20 protein-coding genes and 1 pseudogene are annotated in these 21,078 nt (G+C 63.0%); 14 read left to right on the top strand and 7 right to left on the bottom strand.

Annotated elements, in window-relative coordinates:
• Window positions 1-14: 14 nt before the first annotated feature.
• Genes FZZ93_RS06935 through FZZ93_RS18310 form a run of 3 tightly spaced genes read right to left on the bottom strand, consistent with a single transcriptional unit; the run spans window position 15 to window position 1,772 of the window.
• Entirely contained in the window at window positions 15-905 is an 891-nt protein-coding gene (locus tag FZZ93_RS06935; protein WP_149321598.1) for a metal ABC transporter permease, read from the bottom strand.
• Entirely contained in the window at window positions 889-1,623 is a 735-nt protein-coding gene (locus FZZ93_RS06930; protein WP_149321597.1) for a metal ABC transporter ATP-binding protein, read from the bottom strand. The genes FZZ93_RS06935 and FZZ93_RS06930 overlap by 17 nt, the downstream gene beginning before the upstream one ends.
• On the bottom strand, window positions 1,623-1,772 hold the full coding sequence (locus FZZ93_RS18310) for a hypothetical protein (RefSeq protein WP_187774479.1): 150 nt from the start codon (window positions 1,770-1,772) through the stop codon (window positions 1,623-1,625). The genes FZZ93_RS06930 and FZZ93_RS18310 overlap by 1 nt, the downstream gene beginning before the upstream one ends.
• 285 nt (window positions 1,773-2,057) lie before the next feature.
• On the opposite strand from FZZ93_RS18310, the gene betT reads away from it, so the two are divergent.
• Both betT and FZZ93_RS06920 read left to right on the top strand, forming a co-directional pair.
• Window positions 2,058-4,118, top strand: a complete 2,061-nt coding sequence (gene betT, locus FZZ93_RS06925) for a choline BCCT transporter BetT (RefSeq protein WP_149321596.1) — start codon at window positions 2,058-2,060, stop codon at window positions 4,116-4,118.
• A gap of 126 nt (window positions 4,119-4,244) precedes the next feature.
• The gene (locus FZZ93_RS06920; protein ID WP_149321595.1) at window positions 4,245-4,796 is read left to right on the top strand and encodes an outer membrane beta-barrel protein; all 552 of its coding nucleotides are present in this window, start codon (window positions 4,245-4,247) and stop codon (window positions 4,794-4,796) included.
• A gap of 33 nt (window positions 4,797-4,829) precedes the next feature.
• On the opposite strand, the gene FZZ93_RS06915 is transcribed toward FZZ93_RS06920, so the two are convergent.
• Window positions 4,830-5,699: a WYL domain-containing protein gene (locus FZZ93_RS06915; RefSeq protein ID WP_149321594.1), complete on the bottom strand. Its 870-nt coding sequence runs from the start codon at window positions 5,697-5,699 to the stop codon at window positions 4,830-4,832.
• Here FZZ93_RS06915 and FZZ93_RS18525 point away from each other — a divergent pair.
• The 9 genes and pseudogenes from FZZ93_RS18525 to cas2e form a co-directional block, all read left to right on the top strand.
• Window positions 5,680-6,537, top strand: a pseudogene (locus tag FZZ93_RS18525) (CRISPR-associated endonuclease Cas3''); the annotation flags it as partial. The gene FZZ93_RS06915 and the pseudogene FZZ93_RS18525 sit on opposite strands and share 20 nt — an antisense overlap.
• 30 nt (window positions 6,538-6,567) lie before the next feature.
• The gene (gene cas3, locus FZZ93_RS06910) at window positions 6,568-8,538 is read left to right on the top strand and encodes a CRISPR-associated helicase Cas3' (protein WP_246146139.1); all 1,971 of its coding nucleotides are present in this window, start codon (window positions 6,568-6,570) and stop codon (window positions 8,536-8,538) included.
• Window positions 8,539-8,881: 343 nt separating this feature from the next.
• Window positions 8,882-10,564: a type I-E CRISPR-associated protein Cse1/CasA gene (gene casA / locus FZZ93_RS06905; protein WP_149321593.1), complete on the top strand. Its 1,683-nt coding sequence runs from the start codon at window positions 8,882-8,884 to the stop codon at window positions 10,562-10,564.
• The gene (gene casB, locus FZZ93_RS06900; protein WP_149321592.1) at window positions 10,561-11,217 is read left to right on the top strand and encodes a type I-E CRISPR-associated protein Cse2/CasB; all 657 of its coding nucleotides are present in this window, start codon (window positions 10,561-10,563) and stop codon (window positions 11,215-11,217) included. The genes casA and casB overlap by 4 nt, the downstream gene beginning before the upstream one ends.
• A gap of 28 nt (window positions 11,218-11,245) precedes the next feature.
• On the top strand, window positions 11,246-12,319 hold the full coding sequence (cas7e, locus tag FZZ93_RS06895) for a type I-E CRISPR-associated protein Cas7/Cse4/CasC (protein WP_149321591.1): 1,074 nt from the start codon (window positions 11,246-11,248) through the stop codon (window positions 12,317-12,319).
• A gap of 9 nt (window positions 12,320-12,328) precedes the next feature.
• Complete coding sequence (gene cas5e / locus FZZ93_RS06890; RefSeq protein ID WP_149321590.1) at window positions 12,329-13,084, top strand: type I-E CRISPR-associated protein Cas5/CasD; 756 nt, start codon at window positions 12,329-12,331, stop codon at window positions 13,082-13,084.
• Complete coding sequence (gene cas6e / locus FZZ93_RS06885; protein ID WP_149321589.1) at window positions 13,084-13,776, top strand: type I-E CRISPR-associated protein Cas6/Cse3/CasE; 693 nt, start codon at window positions 13,084-13,086, stop codon at window positions 13,774-13,776. The genes cas5e and cas6e overlap by 1 nt, the downstream gene beginning before the upstream one ends.
• Before the next feature lie 28 nt (window positions 13,777-13,804).
• Window positions 13,805-14,725 carry a type I-E CRISPR-associated endonuclease Cas1e gene (cas1e, locus tag FZZ93_RS06880; protein WP_149321588.1) on the top strand — a complete coding sequence of 307 codons (921 nt, stop codon included), beginning with the start codon at window positions 13,805-13,807 and terminating at the stop codon, window positions 14,723-14,725.
• A 2-nt stretch (window positions 14,726-14,727) separates the two neighbouring features.
• Entirely contained in the window at window positions 14,728-15,024 is a 297-nt protein-coding gene (cas2e, locus tag FZZ93_RS06875) for a type I-E CRISPR-associated endoribonuclease Cas2e (protein ID WP_149321587.1), read from the top strand.
• Window positions 15,025-15,256: 232 nt separating this feature from the next.
• Here the strand turns inward: cas2e and FZZ93_RS06870 are convergent, their stop codons facing one another.
• Window positions 15,257-16,195: a glycerophosphodiester phosphodiesterase gene (locus FZZ93_RS06870; RefSeq protein WP_149321586.1), complete on the bottom strand. Its 939-nt coding sequence runs from the start codon at window positions 16,193-16,195 to the stop codon at window positions 15,257-15,259.
• A 134-nt stretch (window positions 16,196-16,329) separates the two neighbouring features.
• Here FZZ93_RS06870 and FZZ93_RS06865 point away from each other — a divergent pair, with 134 nt between their 5' ends.
• Window positions 16,330-16,950 carry a DUF4202 domain-containing protein gene (locus FZZ93_RS06865; RefSeq protein ID WP_149321585.1) on the top strand — a complete coding sequence of 207 codons (621 nt, stop codon included), beginning with the start codon at window positions 16,330-16,332 and terminating at the stop codon, window positions 16,948-16,950.
• Window positions 16,951-17,060: 110 nt separating this feature from the next.
• Window positions 17,061-17,339 (top strand): hypothetical protein, encoded by a 279-nt coding sequence (locus FZZ93_RS06860; protein ID WP_149321584.1) that lies wholly within the window; start codon window positions 17,061-17,063, stop codon window positions 17,337-17,339.
• 68 nt (window positions 17,340-17,407) lie between these two features.
• Here the strand turns inward: FZZ93_RS06860 and FZZ93_RS06855 are convergent, their stop codons facing one another.
• Window positions 17,408-18,664 (bottom strand): dicarboxylate/amino acid:cation symporter, encoded by a 1,257-nt coding sequence (locus FZZ93_RS06855; RefSeq protein WP_149321583.1) that lies wholly within the window; start codon window positions 18,662-18,664, stop codon window positions 17,408-17,410.
• Window positions 18,665-18,810: 146 nt separating this feature from the next.
• Window positions 18,811-19,602, bottom strand: a complete 792-nt coding sequence (locus FZZ93_RS06850; protein ID WP_149321582.1) for a dienelactone hydrolase family protein — start codon at window positions 19,600-19,602, stop codon at window positions 18,811-18,813.
• A 152-nt stretch (window positions 19,603-19,754) separates the two neighbouring features.
• Between FZZ93_RS06850 and FZZ93_RS06845 the strand changes: the two genes are divergently transcribed.
• Window positions 19,755-21,008: an ABC transporter substrate-binding protein gene (locus FZZ93_RS06845; protein WP_149321581.1), complete on the top strand. Its 1,254-nt coding sequence runs from the start codon at window positions 19,755-19,757 to the stop codon at window positions 21,006-21,008.
• Window positions 21,009-21,078 lie beyond the last annotated feature (70 nt).

Below are 21,078 nucleotides of genomic sequence, written 5' to 3'. Positions count from 1 at the left end.
AATCTCCTGGAAAGTCAGTGGGGAGCGGGGGCGCCCAGAGGAGCGGCGCGGCGCCGGTGGCGAGCGATGAGGCTATGGTGGCGACCGCACAGTGCCGAGGCGATGTATGCCAGGCCGGCGAGCAGGATGATTGCCGGGCCGGAGGGCAGGCTGAAGTGATACGACAGCAGCAGGCCGCCGAGGTTGGCGAACAGGGCAATACCGATGGCGATGATGATCAGGCCTTCCAGGCGCTGACTCCAGAAGCGCGCGGTGGTGGCCGGCAGCATCATCAGGCCCACGGCCATCAGGGTGCCCAGGGTCTGGAAGCCGGCGGTGAGGTTGAGCACCACCAGGCCCAGGAAGACACCATGCACCAGGCCGCCGCGTACGCCCTGGCCGCGCAGGAACAGCGGGTCGAGACACTCGACCACCAGGGCGCGGAAGATGCCCGCCAGCGAAAGTACGATCAGCGTGGCGATGCTGGCGATCAACAGCAGGGCGGTGGTGTCCACGGCCAGTATCGAGCCGAACAGCACATGCGTGAGGTCCACGCTGCTCCCGCCCAGTGACACCAGCATGACGCCGGCGGCCAGCGAGATCAGGAAGAAACTTGCCATGGCCGAGTCTTCGCGATGACCGGTCATCTGCGAGACGCTGCCGGCCAGCACCGCCACGACCAATCCCGACAGAATGCCGCCCAGGCTCATGATCGGCAGCGAGAAGCCGGCGAACAGAAAGCCCAGCGCGATGCCGGGCAGGATGGCGTGGGACATGGCGTCGCCGATCAGGCTCATGCCGCGCAGCATCAGGAAGACCCCTAGGGGCGGGGCGGCCAGTGACAGGGCCAGGCCGGCGACGGCGGCGCGGCTCATGAAGCCGTAATCGAAGGGCGCGAGCAGCCAGGCGTCAAGCAGTGCCAGCATGGGGAATATCCGAAAAGTCGATGGGCAGGCGGGGCGCGCGGGCGGGCTGGCCCCTGTGATGATCGAGCAGGGCCTCGGTGCCGACCCAGCGACCATGGCCGCCGGCCAGCAACAGCACGTCGTCGGCCAGGCGCGACAACTGCTCCATGTCGTGCAGCACCACCAGAATGGTGGCGCCGGCGGTGGCCATGTCGCGCAGCACCTCCATCAGGACCTCGACGGTCTCGCCGTCGACATTGGCGAAGGGCTCGTCGAGCAGCAGCAGTTCGGCTTCCTGCATCAGGGTGCGGCCGATCAGGGCGCGCTGGCGCTGGCCGCCGGAAAGCTCGCCCAACTGACGGTGGGCCAGGTGAGAAATACCCAACTGGCCCATGATCTCGCGGCCCCGGCGATAATGCGCGGCGCAGTATCCCTTCAGGGCGCCATGACTCGGCCAGGTGCCCGTCATGATCAGTTCCTCGACGCTCATCGGGAAGGTCAGGTCCAGGGCGAGCTGCTGGGGTAGCCAAGCGCAACGTTCCCGGGACACCTTGCATTCTACGCGGCCGGCCACCGGTGGCAGAATGCCCATGATCGCTGAGATCAAGGTGCTCTTGCCGGCGCCGTTGGCGCCGATCAAGGCGGTGATGGCGCCATCCTGGAAGCGGCCGTCGAGATGCTCGAGGACGGTCTGTCCGCCTCGTGCCAGTTGCAGGTCGTGGAGTTGCAGGCGTGCCATCAGCCAGCGCCTCCAAGTACCCAGACCACCGCCAGCCACAGCAGGGCCAGCGGTGCTGCGACGAGCAGCAGGCGACGTGCCGCGGACAGCGACATCAAGGAAAAGTGGCACGGCCCCTCGGGGCGGTGACGGTGAGAACGATGCGCCATGGTGAAGAACCTCCGGTAAGGCGCAGAGGTTATAACATAACATAACTGGCGAGGCCAAACGGATCCATCGCCCTGTATGAGACGGAAGTCGCCCTGTTGAGGAAGGAAGAGGTATGAGGTTGTATGACGCGGTTCGGCAGCGCTTGTATCCCGCTTTGGGCCGGCCGCGTTGACATCATGGGGGAAAATTGTTGCGATGCAGCGCCTTTGGCCGGGTATCGTCCGGCCCTGCGGTCATCTTGTAACCGCACTTTTTTCCTTACCTCAACAAAACGAGTTCATTCTATGACTACGGATACGCACAAGGAGGTCGAAGAGCGCGATCGCCTCAATCCGGTCGTTTTCTACAGCTCCCTCGTCGGTATCATCGTCTTTTCATTGTGGACGATGCTGTTCACCGAGCAGGCCAATGCCGTGATCGGCACTGTGCTGGGCTGGATCTCCCGGACCTTCGGTTGGTACTACTTTCTGACCGTCGTGATCTACCTGGGCTTCGTGATTTATCTGGGCTTTTCTCGCTATGGCAAGATACGCCTCGGCCCTGAGCACTCGCGCCCCGACTTCAACCTGTTCTCCTGGTCCGCCATGCTGTTCTCGGCGGGTATCGGCATTGGGGTTATCTTCTTCGCCCTGGCCGAGCCAGTGACTCAGTTCTACACCGCGCCGGAAGCCCCCGACGGACAGGTTGCCGCGGCACGCCACGCCATGCAGTTGACCTTTCTGCATTGGGGCCTGTCCGGCTGGGGCATCTATACCCTGATCGGTATGGCGTTGGCCTTTTTCAGTTACCGTCACAATCTTCCGCTGACCATTCGTAGCGCCCTGTATCCGATCTTCGGGCAGCGCATCTACGGCGTCATCGGGCATGCCGTCGATACGGCGGCTGTGCTGGGCACGGTATTCGGCATCGCGGCCAGCCTGGGGATCGGGGTCATCCAGCTCAACTTCGGGCTGGACTACATGTTTGGCATTCCCGAGAGTACCTGGACCCAGGTCGTGCTGGTGCTCGGCATCGTGCTGTTCGCCACCATTTCGGCCGTTACCGGGGTGGAGCGTGGCATTCGACGACTCTCCGAGTTCAATATCCTGCTGGCCATCCTATTGCTGCTGTTCGTGCTGTTTGCCGGCAAGACCGTCTTCTTGCTCAATGCCTTGGTGATGAACATCGGCGACTACCTCTCGGGCTTCGTCGAGATGTCGTTCAACACCTATGCCTTCGACCCGCCCGAGGACTGGCTCAATGCCTGGACGCTGTCCTTCTGGGCCTGGTGGATCGCCTGGGGGCCCTTCGTTGGTCTCTTCCTGGCGCGCATCTCGCGTGGCCGCACCATCCGCACCTTCGTGCTGGGCACGCTGACGCTGCCGATCGTCTTCATGATCCTGTGGATGTCCCTGCTGGGTAACAGCGCCATCGACATGGCCATGAACGGCGCCACCGATTTCGGTCAGCGCATCATGGAAAACCCGCCGGCGGGGATCTATCTGTTCCTCGAGGAGTATCCGGCGCCTATTGTCACCACGATGGCGGTCAGCATCCTGGCTATCGTCTTCTTCATTACATCAGGGGACTCCGGTGCCCTGGTGCTGTCGAACTTCACCTCGATTCTCAAGGATGTCAGTTCCGATGCGCCGATCTGGATGCGGATTCTCTGGTCGGCGGTGATCGGTATATTGACGCTGGCACTGGTGTTGGCAGGAGGCCTGGGCGCCTTGCAGAGTGCGGTCGTCATCACCGGCCTGCCATTTTCGATCGTGATGTTCTTCATCATTGCCGGGCTGCACAAGGCATTGAAGATGGAGGCCTTCAAGGAGGATAGCCGGATGCTCAGCCTGTCCAGCAGCCTGTCCGGGCGTACCGTTGGTGGACGCGACAAGCGTGACAATTGGCAGCATCGCATCAGGCGTGCCATGAGCTTCCCCAACGAGAGGCAAGCCAAGCGTTTCATGAACGAGACCTGTTTGCCGGCGTTTGAGGCCGTGCGAGATTCCCTGACCGAGCAGGGGGTTCAGGTGGAGGTCAACCAAGGCGTGCAGAACGGCTATGACTACATGTCGATCAATGTCGATCTGCAGGACGAGCAGAACTTCACTTATCAGGTGTGGAGCGAGGGCTTTCCCACGCCGGGCTTTGCCATGCATACCCCTCAGGCCGACAAGCGCTACTATCGGGTCGAGGTCTACCTGATGGAAGGTAGCCAGGGGTACGACCTGATGGGATACAGCCGGGAGCAGGTGATCGAGGATGTGCTCGACCAATACGAGCGGCACATGCAGTTCCTGCACCTCAACCGGATGGAACCGGGACATATCACCATGCCGGACAGCCCCGAGCAGCCGCCGGTCTAAGCTGGCTCGGCTTGACGCTGATACGCCGCCTGTCCTGCCATGGACCGGCGGCGTTTTCTTTTGTTGCCCTGTCGATTCGAATGAACTGGTAGACTGCCTGCCCACTTCTTTCGCAAGGATGACGAGATGTCCCTCAAACGTGGATTGCCGACGCTCAGCGCCCTGGGTGTGGCTGGCCTGCTGGCCCTGGCGGCCCCCAATGCTTTCGCGACCGGCAATACCGGCTTCTATCTCGGTGGTGGTGTTGGTCAGACGCATGGCGACGGCAACTTCGATGACGAGGCCGAACACTGGAAGTTGGTGGGTGGTTACAACGTTGGCTGGCTACCCTTCCTGGATGTGGGCGCGGAGCTTGCCTACGTCAACGTCGGTACTCTCGATGGCGAAGCGAATGGCCACTCGGCCAGTCTCGATGTCGAGAGTGTTCAGGCTACCGGCGTGCTGGGCTGGAGTCTCGGGCCGTTGGGGCTCTATGCCAAGGCCGGCATGGCCGATTGGGATGCCGATCGGCACGGTCGTGGCATCGGCGGCGACCTCTCCGGTACCGACCCGGTCTACGGCGTGGGCGCACGGTTTGGCCTATTCGGCCTGACTGGCCGACTGGAGCTCGAGCGCCTCGATACCGACGAGATCGGCGACCTGGATATGGTGACGGTTGGCGCGGTCTACACCTTTTAACTCTGGTGAAGAAGCGGGACGCCAGGCCATGGCTCAAGACCAGAGAATCCAAGAGGCCAGGGATTCGCGGTTGGCGATCTCGATCTGCTGGGCGCGGGGATTGGCCTCCGCATGGTGCGGATTGACGCCCAGCTCGCGCAGGGCATAGCGCACCAATGGGCCGCGACAGTACAGCTCCAGTTCGCCGTCGTGCATAGCGTAATCCAGTGCCAGCAGATCACGTTCGGCCTGGGGAAGGCGCCGGTCGGGAATTAGGCGCACCGCCACGCGAGTCTGCCAGCGTTCGTCATGCTCGACATCCTGCTTGCCGAGCATGGCCCCCGCATCCTCCGGCACGCCGCGAAAGCGGCTCAGCACGAAATCCCGGTAGTTGCGATGCTTCTCGCAATAGGCGCGCACATGCCAGCGCCCGGCGGCGAATACCAGCGTGTGCGGCACGAGGATACGATCCTCACCCTCCGGGTTCGAGAAGGAGGCATACGTCACCTCCAGCCGGCGCCCCTCCCTGGCTGCCTTGACCACCTCTCGCACCACCTGCGGAGATATCGACCGGTTCGGCATCGGCAGCGACTCGGTGTTCGCCGCGCCCATGCCCAGGCCCGCGAAAGGCGAGCTCAGAGTGTCGTGAGCATTCAGCAGGTGCAGGTACTCATCAACCCGGCCCTGGGTGAAGCGAGGCAGGAACTCGGGGCCTGGCAGAAAGCCATGGCGAGTATCGTCGTAACGCAGGTTCTCCGGGGCCAGCTCCCGATAACGCCGCAGCACCTTCTGCGCCTGCTGGCGCCCGATACCGAACGCCTCACCGATCTGACCCGCGACTACCCGACCCTCCCATAGCGCCAGAATTTCGATCAGCCGATAGCGAGCCAGAGTGTCCCAGGCAATGGGCGTGTGTGCATTCATGACGGCCTCCATCCATGGTTGCCATATTCGACCCAACGATAATGCCCCGAATCGGAGCCGGGTTGAAGAGTATCGTGGATGGATGTCCAGCGGTGGCGGAGGCGGGGCGTGCGTGCTTGGATGGAGGGAGTGTCGCGCTGAGGAGACATGGATGTTGTATTACCTGTATTGGGGCAAAGCCAAGCCTGCGGATGGCGGCGATAATTGTCATTTGCTGCCTTATCACAGCCTGGATGTTGCCGCCGTAGGATGATTGCTTCTAGCGCCGGAACATCCTCTCACCAGGCGTCTGGCTGACGAGTTGGATATGTCACCAACTGAACTGCGGCGTTTCTTCGTTTTTCTGCTTGGGTTGCATGACGTTGGCAAGTTTTCCCGTGCCTTCCAGGGGTTGGCACAGCCTGAAGGGGTGGCGCTAGTGCCGCCGATCGAGCGGCTAGCCTATACCGAGCGCCATGATCGGTTGGGAGCCGTGCTTTGGCAGTCACACTGGATGGAGTGGTGGCAGGATGGCACCTTGGGCGGGAGAGGAGAATTGCCACCGCGACGTGAACGCCGCCAGTTGGCTGACACCCTGCGTGCCTTGCTGGCGCCGATGTTTGGTCACCATGGCCAGCCGGTGGATGCCGGAGGGCTGGAACTATCGGAGTTCTTCAGGCGTGATGATAGCGCCTCGGATAGTGAGGCCGCTCGAGCGTTCATCGCGGACTGGGCCGCTCTGATCGAGCTCGATTGGCCGGTCGACAAGCTGGTATCCCAAGAGTGGCGGGAAGCCTTCCTGACGGTGAGCTGGACGGTGGCCGGCTGGGCGACCCTCAGCGACTGGCTGGGCTCGAATCGCGATCACTTCATCTACTGCCAGAAGGAGATGCCACTGGCCGAGTATTGGCCGATAGCGCTCGAACGCGCCGAGCAGGCGTTGCAGGAGAGCGGCTTTGCCAAGCCTCCCGAGCCGGTGCCCTATGCCGGGCTGGCCAACTGGTTCGACGGCCAGTCGGTCACGCCGACCCCATTGCAGAGAGAGGCCGAGACCCTGGCGATCGGCGATGGCCCGCAACTCTTCATCCTCGAGGATGTGACCGGCGCCGGCAAGACCGAGGCGGCCTGCATTCTCGCCCAGCGACTGCTGGCGGCCGGCCATGGCGAAGGGCTCTATTTCGCCTTGCCGACCATGGCGACCTCCAACGCTATGTATGAACGCCTCGGTCATTTGCACCGGCGCTTCTATGACGAGGCATCGCGCCCTTCATGCGTGCTTGCCCATGGCGCTCGTGAATTGAACGACACCTTCATGCGGGCCGTGGCCGCGGAGCAGCCGGAGGATCGGGACTACGCCGCCGACGACATGACGGCCACCACGCGCTGTAACCGCTGGCTGGCCGATTCGCGGAAGAAATCGCTGCTGGCCGATGTGGGGGTCGGCACCATCGATCAGGCCCTGATGGGGTTGCTGCCCTTTCGCCACCAGTCGCTGCGCCTGTATGGCCTGGCACGCAAGGTACTGATCATCGATGAAGTACATGCCTATGACCATTACATGCAGACCTTGCTCAACCAGTTGCTGGCCCATCATGCCCGCCAGGGCGGCAGCGCCATCCTGCTGACGGCCACCATGCCACGCGCCATGCGGGAATCTCTGTCGACGGCATGGCGCGAGGGACTGGGGCAGGCGCCGACCGAGCTGCGGGAACAGGCGTTCCCGCTTTTGACCCAGGTCGGTCATGGTCTGGAGCGGGAAACTCCGCTGGCCACCCGCCCCGAAGTGTCGCGTGAGGTAGGCATCGACTGGCTGGCATCCGAGGAACGGGCGATCGAGGCCGTCATGGCGTCAGTCGAGGCGGGGGAGTGCGTGGCCTGGGTGCGCAATACCGTGGACGACGCCATTCGCGCCTATGAACAGCTATGTCAGCGCCATCCCGATCCGGAGCGCTGCCTGCTGTTCCATAGCCGCTTCGCGATGGACGATCGTCAGCGCATCGAGTCGGACGTCATCGAGCGGTTGGGCAAGACCTCTACTCCCGATCTTCGTCACGGCCAAGTCCTGGTAAGTACGCAGGTTTTTCAGGAGTCCCTCGACTGCGATGTTGACCATATGGTCAGCGATCTGACCCCCATCGATCTGCTGATTCAGCGTGCCGGGCGCCTGCAACGGCATGTGCGCGGCCCGCGTCGCGCGCCCGTGCTGTCCGTGCTGGCGCCGGAGTGGAGCGACGAGCCGGATGCCGAGTGGCTGAAGCGCGCCCTGCCGGGCACCCAGGCGGTTTACCGTGATACCTCCCTGCTGTGGTTGACCCAGCGTGTGCTGCGCGAGCTCAAGGCGATCCGCATGCCCGATGAGGCGCGTGCCTTGATCGAGAATGTCTATGGCCCGGTCGCTGACCTGGTGCCGGATGGCTTGCAGGAGGCGAGGTGGGAGCAACGCGGGATGCAAGGGGTGGCCGTCTCGATGGCTAACTTCAACGCCCTGGCTCTCGAACAGGGTTACCTTCGCCAGCCTGGGTTCGACCAGTGGCAGGAGGAACTGGAGATCGGCACGCGACTGGTCGATGAGCCGACGCGTAACGTCGTGTTGCTGAAGCGGACTGAAGATGGCGGGCTGGCGCTATGGGCCGAGGGCGAGCGCCATGCCGCCATGCTCAGCCAGGTGAAGCTGCGCCAGAGCCAGGCGAAGAAACTGATGGAGTTGCCAGCTGATTGCCAGCCCCAATGGGAGGAGCTTCAGGAGCACTACAAGGCGTTGCGTTTCACCCGCCCCTGGCTGGTCGAGGCCGATCCCGTCTGTGCCTATGACGCCCAGTGGGGAGTGAGGTTTGCAAGGGAAGGAGAAAATCCCCGCTGACGCGGGGAACGGGTTGGCGTGTAGGCCAGTAACGGTTCATCCCCATTCAGATGGGGAGCAGCGCCTATGATCTCACTCTTCTGGTTTGGTCGTCCATGTGAGAGTCTTTTGAGAGGAGTGGGGTTTTGTAAGGCATTTAGGCTAGTAACTTGTATTGATGCGATGGGTGAGGTTACCCTTAAGCCATCATGTGCTGATGAGGGGCTTTGGTCGTGCGCAACTGGCTTGAGGAAGTGTTCTGGAAGATTGGTGAGTGGGACTGGGTAAGCATCGTTGTGAAGGCTGCCTGTTTCTCTATCCCGCGAGTGATTGCTGGCCTCATAAAAAGGAGGGGAAAGAGGTAATGAACCTACTTAATGACCCATGGCTGCCTTTTCGCACCAAGGAAGGCGCCATCGACTACCGGTCGCCCAGCGCGGTGGCCGACCCCGATATTGTCGATCTCGCCCTGCCCCGGGCCGATTTCCAGGGCGCCGCGTATCAGTTCCTGATCGGTCTGTTGCAGACGGCGCTGCCGCCCCAGGATCACGGCGACTGGTTGGACCGCTTTATCGAGCCACCCGACATCGATGAACTGGAAGCCGCCTTCGCGCCCTTTGCCAGTGCCTTCGAGCTGGATGGCGACGGGCCGCGTTTCATGCAGGACCTCGATCCGCTCGACGACGTCAAGGAGGCCACGGTCAGCGGCCTGCTGATCGATGCGCCCGGAGCGAACGGCATCAAGAACAACACCGATTTCTTCGTGAAACGCGGTCGCGTTGAGGCGATGTGCGAAGACTGCGCGGCTCTCGCCCTGTTTACCATGCAGATCAATGCTCCGGCCGGTGGCGCGGGCATTCGTGTCGGCCTACGCGGCGGCGGGCCGCTGACCACGTTGGTATTGCCGGAGTCGGCCGATGCCGGCCTGTGGTCTCGGCTGTGGTTGAACGTTGTGACACCCCAGGTACTGACACGGCCCGGACAGTCATGGCAGGCGCCCAGCGTCGATGACGACAGCCTGTTCCTGTGGATGGCGCCGACGCGGGTCAGCGATAAGAAGGGTACCGAGGTACTACCCGAGGGTATGCACCCGCTGCATCCCTACTGGTCGATGCCGCGTCGTTTCCGGCTGCTTTTCGAGGATGAGGCATGTCGCTGCGATATCTGTGGGCGTGAAGTCACACGCTTCGCGCGCCGCATTCGCGCCAAGAAACAGGGAGCCAACTACGACGGACCCTGGCTGCACCCGTTGACACCCTATCGGCGTGATCCCAAGAAGCCCAATGAGCCGCCCCTGTCCACCAAGGGGCAACCGGGAGGTTTGGGCTATCAGCACTGGTCGAACCTGGTGCTTCATGATGCCGACACCAGTGGCGCGTTGCCCGCTCTGTCGGTGCAGGACTACGTCTCGCGGAAGGTCTGGACCATCGATGAGGAGCGCCGCGCCGGGGAGGAGGTCGCGGCGCTGCTCAAGCACGCCCGGCTGTGGGCTTGTGGCTACGATATGGACAACATGAAACCCCGTGGCTGGTATAGCATCGAGATGCCGCTGGTGGCGGTGCCTCCCGCGCAGCAGGAACAGTTGCGTGCCTGGGTCCAGCGGTTCACCGATCTGGCCCGGCAGGTCGCCTGGATGGTGCGCACCCAAGTCAAGAATGCCTGGTTCGAGAATCCTGCCGATGCCAAGGGCGATATGAGCCACCTTGACCTCGCCTTCTACGACGCCACCCGTGGCGCCTTCTTCGACGCCTTGTACGGTTTTCAGAAGACACTGGCGGAAGCCGGGGAGATACCGTGCTTGCCTCCCGAGGTGTCCGAGCGGTGGTATCGCACCTTGAAACGCGAGGGGATGGCGCTGTTCGAGGAGCAGGCGTTGAGCGGGGCACTGGAGGCGGCGGATCTGAAACGTTCGACCGCGGCGCGACGCCAGTTGCAGGGTTTCCTGGCCGGCCGCAGCAAGGGCAGCAAGGCCATTCGTCAATTTGCCGAGACCGGCGGTTTTAGCTTGGTCGCCGAACCGGCAGTCACCGAGGAGAGCGTGTCGTGAGTGAAACGGAACTTGCCTCAGAAGCAGAGGCGCCACCACTTGTGCCCGAGCGACTCTATGCCATCGAGCCGAAGGAGGCCGATGCCCTGCGACGCTGGTGGCGGCGCTTGACGTTGTCCGCCGAGGCGCTGAAGGCCCATACCGATGCCCCGCCCTGGCCCAAGGGCCTGCGGGCGACGCTGCGTCGCTGCGACACCATCGAGGCGGCCATGCTGACGGAGGCCTTTCGCCACCTTTGGCAGCGGTTGCCGGTTGAGGAGGGCGAGCCCGAGTGGCGGCGCAATCAGCGGCTGCAAGCCTGGTCCTGTATCGCCCTGGTGGTGGCCGAACTGCGCGAAGATGCGCCCAAGATGCCCTTGGGGGCGCGCCTCGGCCAGCAGAAGCGTGAAACCGGCAAGCCTTGCATGAGCGAGCTGCGCTTTCAGCAACTGATGACGTCTCGCACGCCGGGAGAACTGTTGCAGCGCCTGCGCCGAGCTCTGGCGTTAATCGACAAGCGCGGCGTCAGCGTTGTGCATCTGGCCGACAATATCGCGCTGTGGTGGCGCGAATACCAGGGCGGGATTTCCCCCAAACCTACTCGGCGCCTGGGCTTTGTCTGGGCCAATGACTACTTCGGTGCCACGGCCGGCTATCGGCAAGACAACCAATGATCCGTTGACACGACAGGGAGCTAAGCACATGAGTCATTTTATCCAACTGCACCTGCTGACCGCCTATCCACCGGCCAATCTCAATCGCGATGATTTGGGCCGCCCCAAGACCGCCATCATGGGCGGCGCCAAGCGTCTGCGTGTGTCATCGCAGAGCCTCAAACGGACCTGGCGCACCTCCGCGTTGTTCGAGGAAGCCGTGGGGCAACATCGCGGCATGCGCACCAAGCAGGTAGGTATCAAGGCCGTCGAGCGTTTGCAGCAGAGGGACGTGAAAGAGAAGGATGCCCGTGCATGGGCCACGGAGATCGCCAAGGTCTTCGGCGATGTGGCCAAGGGTGAGCTGGAGACTAGCCAACTGGTGCATATAGGCCCCGAGGAGCAGGCGGCGGTCGATGCCCTAGTCGAAAAACTGGCCGATGAGAACCGCGAACCGACCAAGGAAGATCTCAACCTGCTGCGCCACAAGCCAACGGCGGTGGATATCGCCTTGTTTGGTCGCATGCTGGCGGCCTCTCCGGCCTTCAATGTTGAGGCCGCCTGTCAGGTTGCCCATGCCATTACCGTGCATGCCGCCGAGGTCGAGGACGATTACTTTACGGCGGTGGATGACCTGAACAGCGGTGACGAACATCGTGGGGCGGCGCACGTCGGTGAAGCCGGTTTCGGGGCGGGGCTGTTCTATAGCTATGTGTGTATCGATCGCCGTCAGTTGATCGAGAACCTCAATGGTGAAGAGGAGCTGGCTGATCGAGCTATAGCGGCCTTGGTGGAGGCCGCTGTGAAGACCTCGCCCAAGGGCAAACAGAACAGCTTTGGTTCGCGTGCTCACGCCAGTTACGTGCTGGCTGAGAAGGGCGATCAGCAGCCGCGCTCGCTGGCTCCCGCTTTCCTACGTCCTGTGGCGGGCCAGGATCAGACGCTGGATGCCATCGCCCGGCTGGAGCGCCAGGCCCAGGCGTTCGACGATGCCTATGGTGTGGGCGCCGAGCAGCGTTTCGTCGTGGCTGCGGATCCTGACTACCGGGAGTCGCGTCTGTCCGGTGGGGTCACCATGGGTAGCCTCACCGAACTGGCTGACTTCCTGAACACCGAGCAGTAAGGAGCCGTCATGACGGAGTATCTGGTCTTTCGGCTCTATGCGCCGCTCGCCAGTTGGGGCGAGGCGGCGGTGGGCGAGTCGCGCCCCACCGCCACCTATCCTGGGCGTGGCGCCATCATCGGGTTGCTCGGTGCAGCGTTGGGCGTGCGTCGGGACGACGATGAGGGGCAGCGCCGGCTTCGCGATAGCGTCGGCATTGCCATCAAGCAACGCTCCCCCGGCAGTCTGATGCGCGATTATCACACCGTTCAGGTACCGGCTTCGCAGTCCAAGGTGATCTACCGCACTCGACGGGATGAGTTGAACGCCCCGCGCAAGGTCATCAATACCATCCTTTCCAGCCGCGACTATCGCTGTGATGGGCTTTGGACCGTCGCCGTCTGGTTGATGCCCCAGGCGAAAGTGGCGCTCGAGGAGCTGGAACAGGCTCTCAAGAGCCCGTACTTTCCACTCTACTTGGGGCGCAAGGCGTGCCCGCCAGCGGCGCCTCTTGCCCCCCGAAGAGAGGCGTTCTCTCAACTGCGAGATGCTCTGGATGCTAGCTTCCTGCCATTGTGTGGTAAGGATCAGGAAGACGAGCAAAAAGCCTTGAGGCTGCCGGAAAACGTCGTTTACGCCTGGGAAGGTGACGCCGAAGCCCTGGATGGCAATGGCCGGGGCGTGGAGTCCAGCGATGTCTGGGATCAACCGCTCAATCGCCGGCGCTGGCAGTTCGGGCCTCGCATCGAATACCGTCGCGTGGTACGAGCAAGGGAGGAGCGCTGATGTATCTTTCTCGAGTACGTGTCGATCTCAACGGCCTTTCCCGAGGTGCTTTGTTCGACATCATGGATGGCAAGGCCTATGCCGCTCACCAGTTACTCTGGCGGTTGTTTCCGGAGTATCAGGGCGCGCGTCCATTCTTGTTTCGTCAGGAAATGGAAGAGTCGGAAGAAGGGGGAGCACCGCGAGGGTTGCCGCTGTTCTATGTGCTGTCCGATCGCGAACCGGTCTCGATCTCCAGATTGCTCGAGGTGCAGTGCAAGCCATTTTCGCCAGTGCTGGAAGTCGGGGAGCGACTCGCCTTTCGCCTGCGGGCCAATCCCACCGTGGCGAAATCGGTGGCGGGCAAGCGAGGGCGGCGAGCCGATGTCTTGATGGCGGCCAAATATCCTTTCGAAGCCGGTGGAGAAAGGAAGAGCCCGGCTTGTGCCGAGGCGATGGATACGGCCGCGCGCGGTTGGTTGGAAGCGCGCGCCGAGTCCTGGGGGGTTCGCTTACCGACCGGGCCGGAGGTGGGCGCCTATCGCCAGCATGCCTTGCCGAAGGACAAGGGGCGCCCCATTCGCTTTTCCAGCGTCGATTATGAAGGGCTTCTTGAGGTGACTGACCCGGGGCGGCTGATCGAGACGCTGGCGCAGGGTGTCGGACGCGCCAAGGCTTTCGGCTGTGGCATGCTGATGTTGCGTCGCCCATAGAACGCGGACTGGCAGGGAGGCCAACAAGATGGGCTTTATTCCACTGAAGCCGATTCCCGAGAAGGATCGGATGTCGATGATCTTCGTCGGCATGGGGCAGATCGATGTGCGCGACGGCGCCTTCGTGGTCATCGACGAGGTCAACGGTGAACGCATGCATATTCCCGTCGGCTCGGTGGCCTGCTTGCTGCTGGAGCCGGGCACGCGGATCTCGCATGCCGCCGTCAAGCTGGCATCGGTCGTCGGCACCTTGTTGATCTGGGTCGGCGATGCCGGGGTCCGCCTCTACAGTGCCGGCCAGCCCGGCGGAGCGCGCTCCGACAAGCTGCTCTATCAGGCGCAACTGGCGTTGGATGAAAAGCTGCGCTTGAAGGTCGTGCGCAAAATGTTCGAACTGCGGTTCGGGGAGCCACCGCCCTCACGGCGTAGCGTCGATCAACTTCGGGGCATGGAAGGTGCCCGAGTACGCAAGACCTACCAGCTTCTTGCCAAGCAGTATGGTGTCAAGTGGCAAGGGCGTCGCTACGATCCCAGCCAATGGAGTGCCTCGGATGTGGCGAATCAGTGTCTTTCCGCGGCCACCGCTTGCCTCTACGGCATCACCGAAGCCGCGATCCTGGCGGCGGGTTATGCACCAGCGATTGGCTTTTTGCATACCGGGAAGCCTCAGAGCTTCGTCTACGATATCGCGGATATCGTGAAGTTCGAGACGGTGGTGCCCGCTGCCTTTCGGGTGGCGGCACGCAGCCCGGTCGTGCCCGAGCGCGAGGTGCGCATCGCCTGCCGAGATGCCTTCAAACAAACGAAATTGCTGCAACGGCTGATCCCGATGATCGAAGACGTGCTGGCGGCTGGCGAGATCGAGCCACCGCCGCCAGCGCCCGAGGCCATGCCGCCGGCGATCCCCGAGCCGGATTCTGTCGGCGACCAGGGGCACCGGAGCAAATAGCGATGGCGATGTTGGTTGTGGTAACCGAGGCGGTACCACCTCGCCTGCGCGGGCGGCTAGCCGTCTGGCTGTTGGAGATCCGTGCCGGTGTCTATGTCGGTGACGTCACCAAGCGTGTGCGCGAGATGATCTGGGAGCAGGTCAACGCGCTGGCCGAGGAGGGCAATGTCGCCATGGCCTGGGCCAGCAACCATGAGTCCGGCTTCGAATTCCAGACTTACGGCGAGAACCGTCGGGAGCCGGTCGATCATGACGGGCTGCGTCTGGTGCGTTTTTTACCACTCGATACAACTGACTGATTTTGTTGGCTCTTTAACAATACGTTCTGGTTGGAAAATGATCAAAATCGCTGGTGGAAATTCCATCGGCGATTTTTCATTTGCAAAACAGGTATCTACAATTAGTCCGATCCCCGCACCTGCGGGGATGAACCGGTCCAGAGCACCGACCTGGGGCGCGAGTTCCACTCCCGCATCTGCGGGGTATGGCGTTAGTGATCGTTATGTAGAGCAATACCCAATCATCAGTCGTTTACTCCTCCCTAACGTCCTTCAACCGGTCGGGGAAGTTGGTGAAGAGGCCGTCGACGCTCCAGTCGAGCAGTTGGCGCATCTGGTCTTTCTCGTTGATGGTGTAGACGTGCACCAGCAGGCCGTTGGAGTGGGCCTGGTCGATGAAGTCGGCATCGATCACCGGTTGGCCGTCGTAGAGGTAGTTGGGCCCGACGCCGTCGGCGTAGTCGGCGATGGCCTGGAAGTCGGCGTCGGTGATGTCGGCTGGGCTGGGGGTGACGCCGGTCCATTCCTCGAGCGTCTTGCCGTCTTCACTGGGGGAGTACCAGAGCAGCTGGACGAGCGGGATGTCGGGGTTGAGGTCGTGCACTTCCTTCAGGCTGGCCTGGCTGAAGGATTGGATGACCACCGAGCCCGATTGCACCAGGCCGTCGGCCTCGAGCTTGCTGACCAGGGCGTCCTGCAGTTCGGGGTAGTCCTTGGGCGACTTGGTCTCGATGTAGTAGCGCACGTCCTGGCCGTAGCGGTCGATGACCTCGTCCAGGGTGAGGAGTTCGGCGCCGGCGTAGGCGTCGTTGGCGTGTTCCGGGTGGGCCTCATTGAACCAGCTACCGGCGTCCAGCGTCTTGAGCTCGTCGAGGTCGTGGTCCTTCACCGGCCCCTGGCCGTCCGTGGTGCGGTCCAGGGTGGTGTCGTGAATGGCGATCAGTTGCCCATCGGCGCTCATGTGCACGTCCAGCTCAAGGTAGTCGGCGCCCATGGCCAGCGCCTGGTCGTAGGCCGGCCAGGTATGTTCGGGGGCGTGGCCGCTGGCGCCGCGATGGGCGATGATCTGGAAGCCTTCGAGGTCCTGTCGCTGTTGTTCAAGCGCGTCGGCTTGGGCGGTCAGCGGGGCCATGAGAGTAGCGCCGCCCAGCAGGGCGAGCGTGGACGAAAGCGCGGGACGATGGGAAAACATAGGCATCCTTTTTATTGAATGAGTGTGCAATAACCTAACCGGGTCATGGGGCTCCCTGCAAATCGGTGCCCTGGTGATCGCGGCGTGTTTACATGGAGGCGACCGTCGATAAAGGACCCGAGGAGGAGAACATCATGTCAGCATCGTCTGCCTATCAGCGGGCGCTCGACGCCCTGGACGCCCTGCACGCGGAAGACCCGCGTCGGGTGGAGGTCGAAGGGCGGTCCTCGCCCAAGGAGCTTGTGCCGAAGGAACTTGTACCGAAAGAACTATGGCACGCCGAACGCATGAGCGCCTGGCTGGAGCGCCTCGAGGCCTCTCCCGATGAACTCGTGCGCCTGGCAGTACGCGGCCAGCACCTGCAACGCTGGCAGGTGCCGCGCGATGCTTATCCCGAGGGCCGTGTGGGCTATCTCACCTGGCGGCGCGACCAGGGGCAGCGGGCCGGCGAGACCACGGCGAAGCTGATGCGCGAGGCGGGCTTCGACGAGGAGGACGCCGAGCGCGTGGCGCGCATGATCCGCAAGCAGGGACTGGGTCGCGATGCCGGTACCCAGGCGGTGGAAGACTGCGCCTGCCTGGTGTTTCTGGAGAATTACTTCGCGGATTTCTCGCGTCAGGTGGAGCGCGATCATTTGATCCGCATCGTGCGCAAGACATGGGGCAAGATGTCGCCGCAGGCGCATGAGCTGGCCCTGGAGTTGCCGATGAGCGATGAAGCGAGGGAGATCGTGGAGGCCGCACTGCGTACCTGAGCGCCTTGACAGATTGTCACGCCCTGACCAATATTAAAAATGATAATTGTTATCATTCATTGGGTCGATCAGGATTGGCCCGAAGAGCGAGCAACGCGAGGGAGAGTGACATGGCCTATCACATCAAGACGGCGTTTCGCGGCACGAATCCCATCCTGCAGATCTGTGATATCAGTTCGGGCTCGGTGCGCATGGCTTGGGAGTATCCGAAGGACGACCTGGAGCGTGGCGAGGACCCGGAACTGCTGGCAATGCGCCGGGAGGAAGCCATCCATGATCTCTTTCGGCGCCTGTTTCTGCTGACCACCGAGCAGTATCTCAAGGGAGAGCTTGAGCCGATGCCTCGGCTGGGCGCCTGGCGTCGTGCGCCCCGCCCCGGTGTGAAGTGATCGTTCGTTGTGGGTCGGCAATGCAGAGGCCGCCACTTTCCGAGTGGCGGCCTTCCTGCTGAGGGGGCTCAGCGCGAGGACTTGGCGTTGTAGACGTCCTCGTCCAGCTCGCCTTCGCTCTTGCCGACCAGGGTGGTGACCATCAGGTCGCCGGCCACGTTCACGCAGGTACGCGCCATGTCGAGGATGCGGTCGATACCGGCGATCACCGCGATGGCTTCCAGCGGCAGGCCGATCTGGGCCATGACGATGGAAAGCATGACCAGGCCTGCGCCGGGCACACCGGCGGTGCCGATCGAGGCCAGGGTGCCGGTGAGGATGATCATGCCGTAGTCGGTCATGCTCAGGTCGACGCCCAGCAACTGGGCGATGAACACCGCGACCACGCCCTGGTAGATGGCGGTGCCATCCATGTTGATGGTCGCGCCCACCGGCAGCACGAAACCGGCGACACCTTCCGATACGCCGAGGTTATTGCGGGCACAGCGCAGCGAGACCGGTAGGGTGCCGGAGGACGACGCCGAGGAGTAGGCCACTACCAGGGCATCGAGGATGCCTTGCAGGTAGCGCAGCGGGTTGAGGCGGCCGAGCAGGGCCAGCAGCCCGGAGTAGACCAGCAGCACGTGCAACACGCTGGCCAGGTAGGCCACGCCGATCACCTTGGCCAACGGCAGCAGCACCTCCAGCCCATAGCTGCCTGCCACGTGGGCGATCAGCCCGAAGACGCCGAAGGGCGCGAAGCTCATGACGATATTGGTCAGCTTGACCATCGCTTCAGCGAAGCTTTCGAACACCTTCACCACGGGCTCGCCCTTCTCGCCGATCAGCGTCAGCGAGATACCGAGCCCGATGGCGAAGACGATGATCTGCAAAATGTTGCCGTTGGCCAGGGCGTCGATGGGATTCTGGGGTACCAGGCCGACCAGGATCTCCACCAGGGTAGGTGCTTTCTGGGGGTCGACACCGGAGTCGAAGGTCATGTCCAGGCCCACGCCGGGCTGGAATATCCAGGACGCGAGCAGGCCGATGGCGATGGCGAAAGCCGTGGTCAGCAGGTAGAGGGCGATGGTGCGCAGGCCGATTCGGCCCATCTTCTGCGGGTCGCGCATGGCGGTGATGCCGACCACCAGGGTCGAGAACACCAGCGGCACGATCAGCATCTTGATGGCGTTGATGAAGATGTCGCCGAGCGGTTTGAAGAGGCTGGCCCGTTCGCCCATCAGGGCGCCGGCCAGAACACCGAGGACCAGGCCGGCGAGGATCTTCTGCCACAGGGGGATGCGTTGCCAGAGATTGGGACTGGCAGCCGGGTCTTGTTCGGACAAGGGGAGCTCCTTTCTGAAAACGTGTGTTCACGCGGTAAATTCGAATGCCGGTCGGCGATTCTACCGAAACATTCACGCGGTCGTTTACATAAAGGAGCCTTTCTATTTGCCCTTGGCGGCGGCTCATCGTCTACGGGGTGGCAACCTTATAGCACCTCGTCGAGCAGGTCGTGGAAGGCGGCCCAGGCTTTTTCGTCGGCGCGCTGCTGATAGGCATCGCTGCCGATGACGGTGAAGGCATGGGGCGCGCCGGAGTAGACCTCGATCTCGTAGGGGGCGCTGGCGGCTTCCAGCTCCTCGGCGAGTGCGGCGACGTCCGACATGCTGATGGAGGTGTCGGCACCGCCGTGGGCGATCAGGATGGGCGGCGTATCGGCGGAATACGTTTGGCCTTCCGGCGTGTCGAGGCCGCCGTGGAAGGTGGCGTAGCCGCGCACGTCCTCGGCCTGCCCGGAACGGGCCAGTTCCAGCACCACGGCGCCGCCGAAGCAGTAGCCCATGACCACGGTCGGCTGGGCGACGCCCTGGCGGCGGGCTTCCTCCAGACCGGCCAGGGTCAGGCGGCGCATGCGCTCGCGGTCGTCGTAGAGCCGTGCGGTCTCGGCCTTCTTGGCATCGGTTTCCACGGGGCGATTGCCCTTGCCATAGAGATCGATGGCGAAGGCATCGTACCCCTCGGCGGCAAGCATGTCGGCACGCTGGCGCTCGTAGTCGGTCAGGCCGTCCCAGTCATGGACGATCAGCACGGTGCCTCGAGCCTCGTCCGGGGCGCTGGCCAGATAGCCGGTGAAGGCCTCGTCGTTCACCTGATAGTCGATGCGCTGGCCGCTGGTTTCCTCGGCCAGGGCGGTGCCGGTAAATCCGCCGAGCAGCAGGCCGCTAAGCAGCAGGCCGCTAAGCAACAGGTTGCTGAGGGGCAGCGTTGCGATGCGTCTCATGTCGGGACTCCCTTCTGGCATGGTGGTCAGCACCTCAGTATAGGACGACATCCCCGCATGGCGCCGAACGTTGGCAGGCATCGCTTGTGTTTTAGCGTCTCGCCTTCCAGATTGTGGAGTGTGATCCTGTGTAACCAGAAGCGAGACCAACAATCATGAATAAACGCATTCTAGCAATGGCGGTGGCGGCGTCCTCCGTGGCATTTACCGGCCTGGCCCAGGCCGAGGTGAAGATCGGTTTTCTCGGCGGCTTCACCGGGGGGATCGAGAGCCTGACGCCGCCGATCTATGACGGCGCCCAGCTGGCGGTGAAGCAGATCAACGAACAGGGCGGCCTGCTGGACGGCGAGGAAATCGTCATGCCCACCGGGGATACGACCTGCTCCGATGCCTCGGCGGCCTCCAACGCGGCCGATCGCATGGTCAATACCGAGGAGGTCACGGCCATCGTCGGGGCCTTGTGTACCGGGGCCACGATCGCGGCAGCCAACAACGCGGCAGTACCCGGCGGCGTGACCATGGTCTCGCCGGCTTCCACGGCGCCGGCGGTGACCGATATCGACGATAATGACCTAGTATTCCGCACGGTGCCCTCGGATGGTTTCCAGGGCAAGATGCTGGCCAAGCTGCTGCTGGACAAGGGCATCGATGAAGTCGTGGTCACTTACGTCAACAATGACTATGGCAGCGGTCTGGACGAGGCCTTCACGACGGCCTTCAAGGAAGGCGGCGGCACAGTGGCAGAGAACCTGCCCCACGAGGACAACCGTTCCGACTATCGCGCCGAACTGGGGCGGCTTTCTTCCACCGGCGTGCCCAACCTGGTGGTCCTGGCCTATGCCGATACGTCGGGACAGACGGTGCTGCGTCAGGCCTACGAGGGCGGCATGTTCACCCAGTACATCGGGGCCGACGGCATGGTCGGCGGCAGCCTGATCGAGGCTATCGGCGCTGATGTGCTCGACGGCATGATTGCCACGCGGCCGGGTAGCCCGGAGCTGCCGGGTACCGAGATCTTCAACGAGGACGCCAAGGCTGCAGAGATCGATCCCAGCGCGGTGTTCGCCGCCCAGGCCTATGACGCCGCCTTCCTGCTGGGCCTGGCCATCGAGCAGAACGGCAACGCCGGGCGCGAGGGGCTTTCCGAGGCGCTGCGCAGCGTGGCCTCGGCGCCGGGCGAGGTTGTTCTGCCCGGTGAGTGGGAGAAGGCCAAGGAACTGATCGCCGCCGGTACCGAGATCAACTACGAGGGCGCCTCGGGCTCCCACGAGTTCGACGAGAACGGCGACGTGCCGGGTGTGGTGCTGGAAATGGTGGTCCAGGACGGCGCCTTCACCAGCCAGGGATTTGTCAGTGAGGACAACGGGGCGGATGACAGCGAGTCGAGCGAGGATAGCGGCTCCTGACGCGCAAGGGCTCGCTGGTTGAGCTTATCGTTGATGCCTGCAACCCCAAGCGCCCCGGTCGTGAGACCGG

The organism is Halomonas eurihalina (genome assembly GCF_008274785.1).
Lineage (GTDB): Bacteria > Pseudomonadota > Gammaproteobacteria > Pseudomonadales > Halomonadaceae > Halomonas > Halomonas eurihalina.
This window is presented reverse-complemented; position numbering and strand designations above follow the sequence as displayed.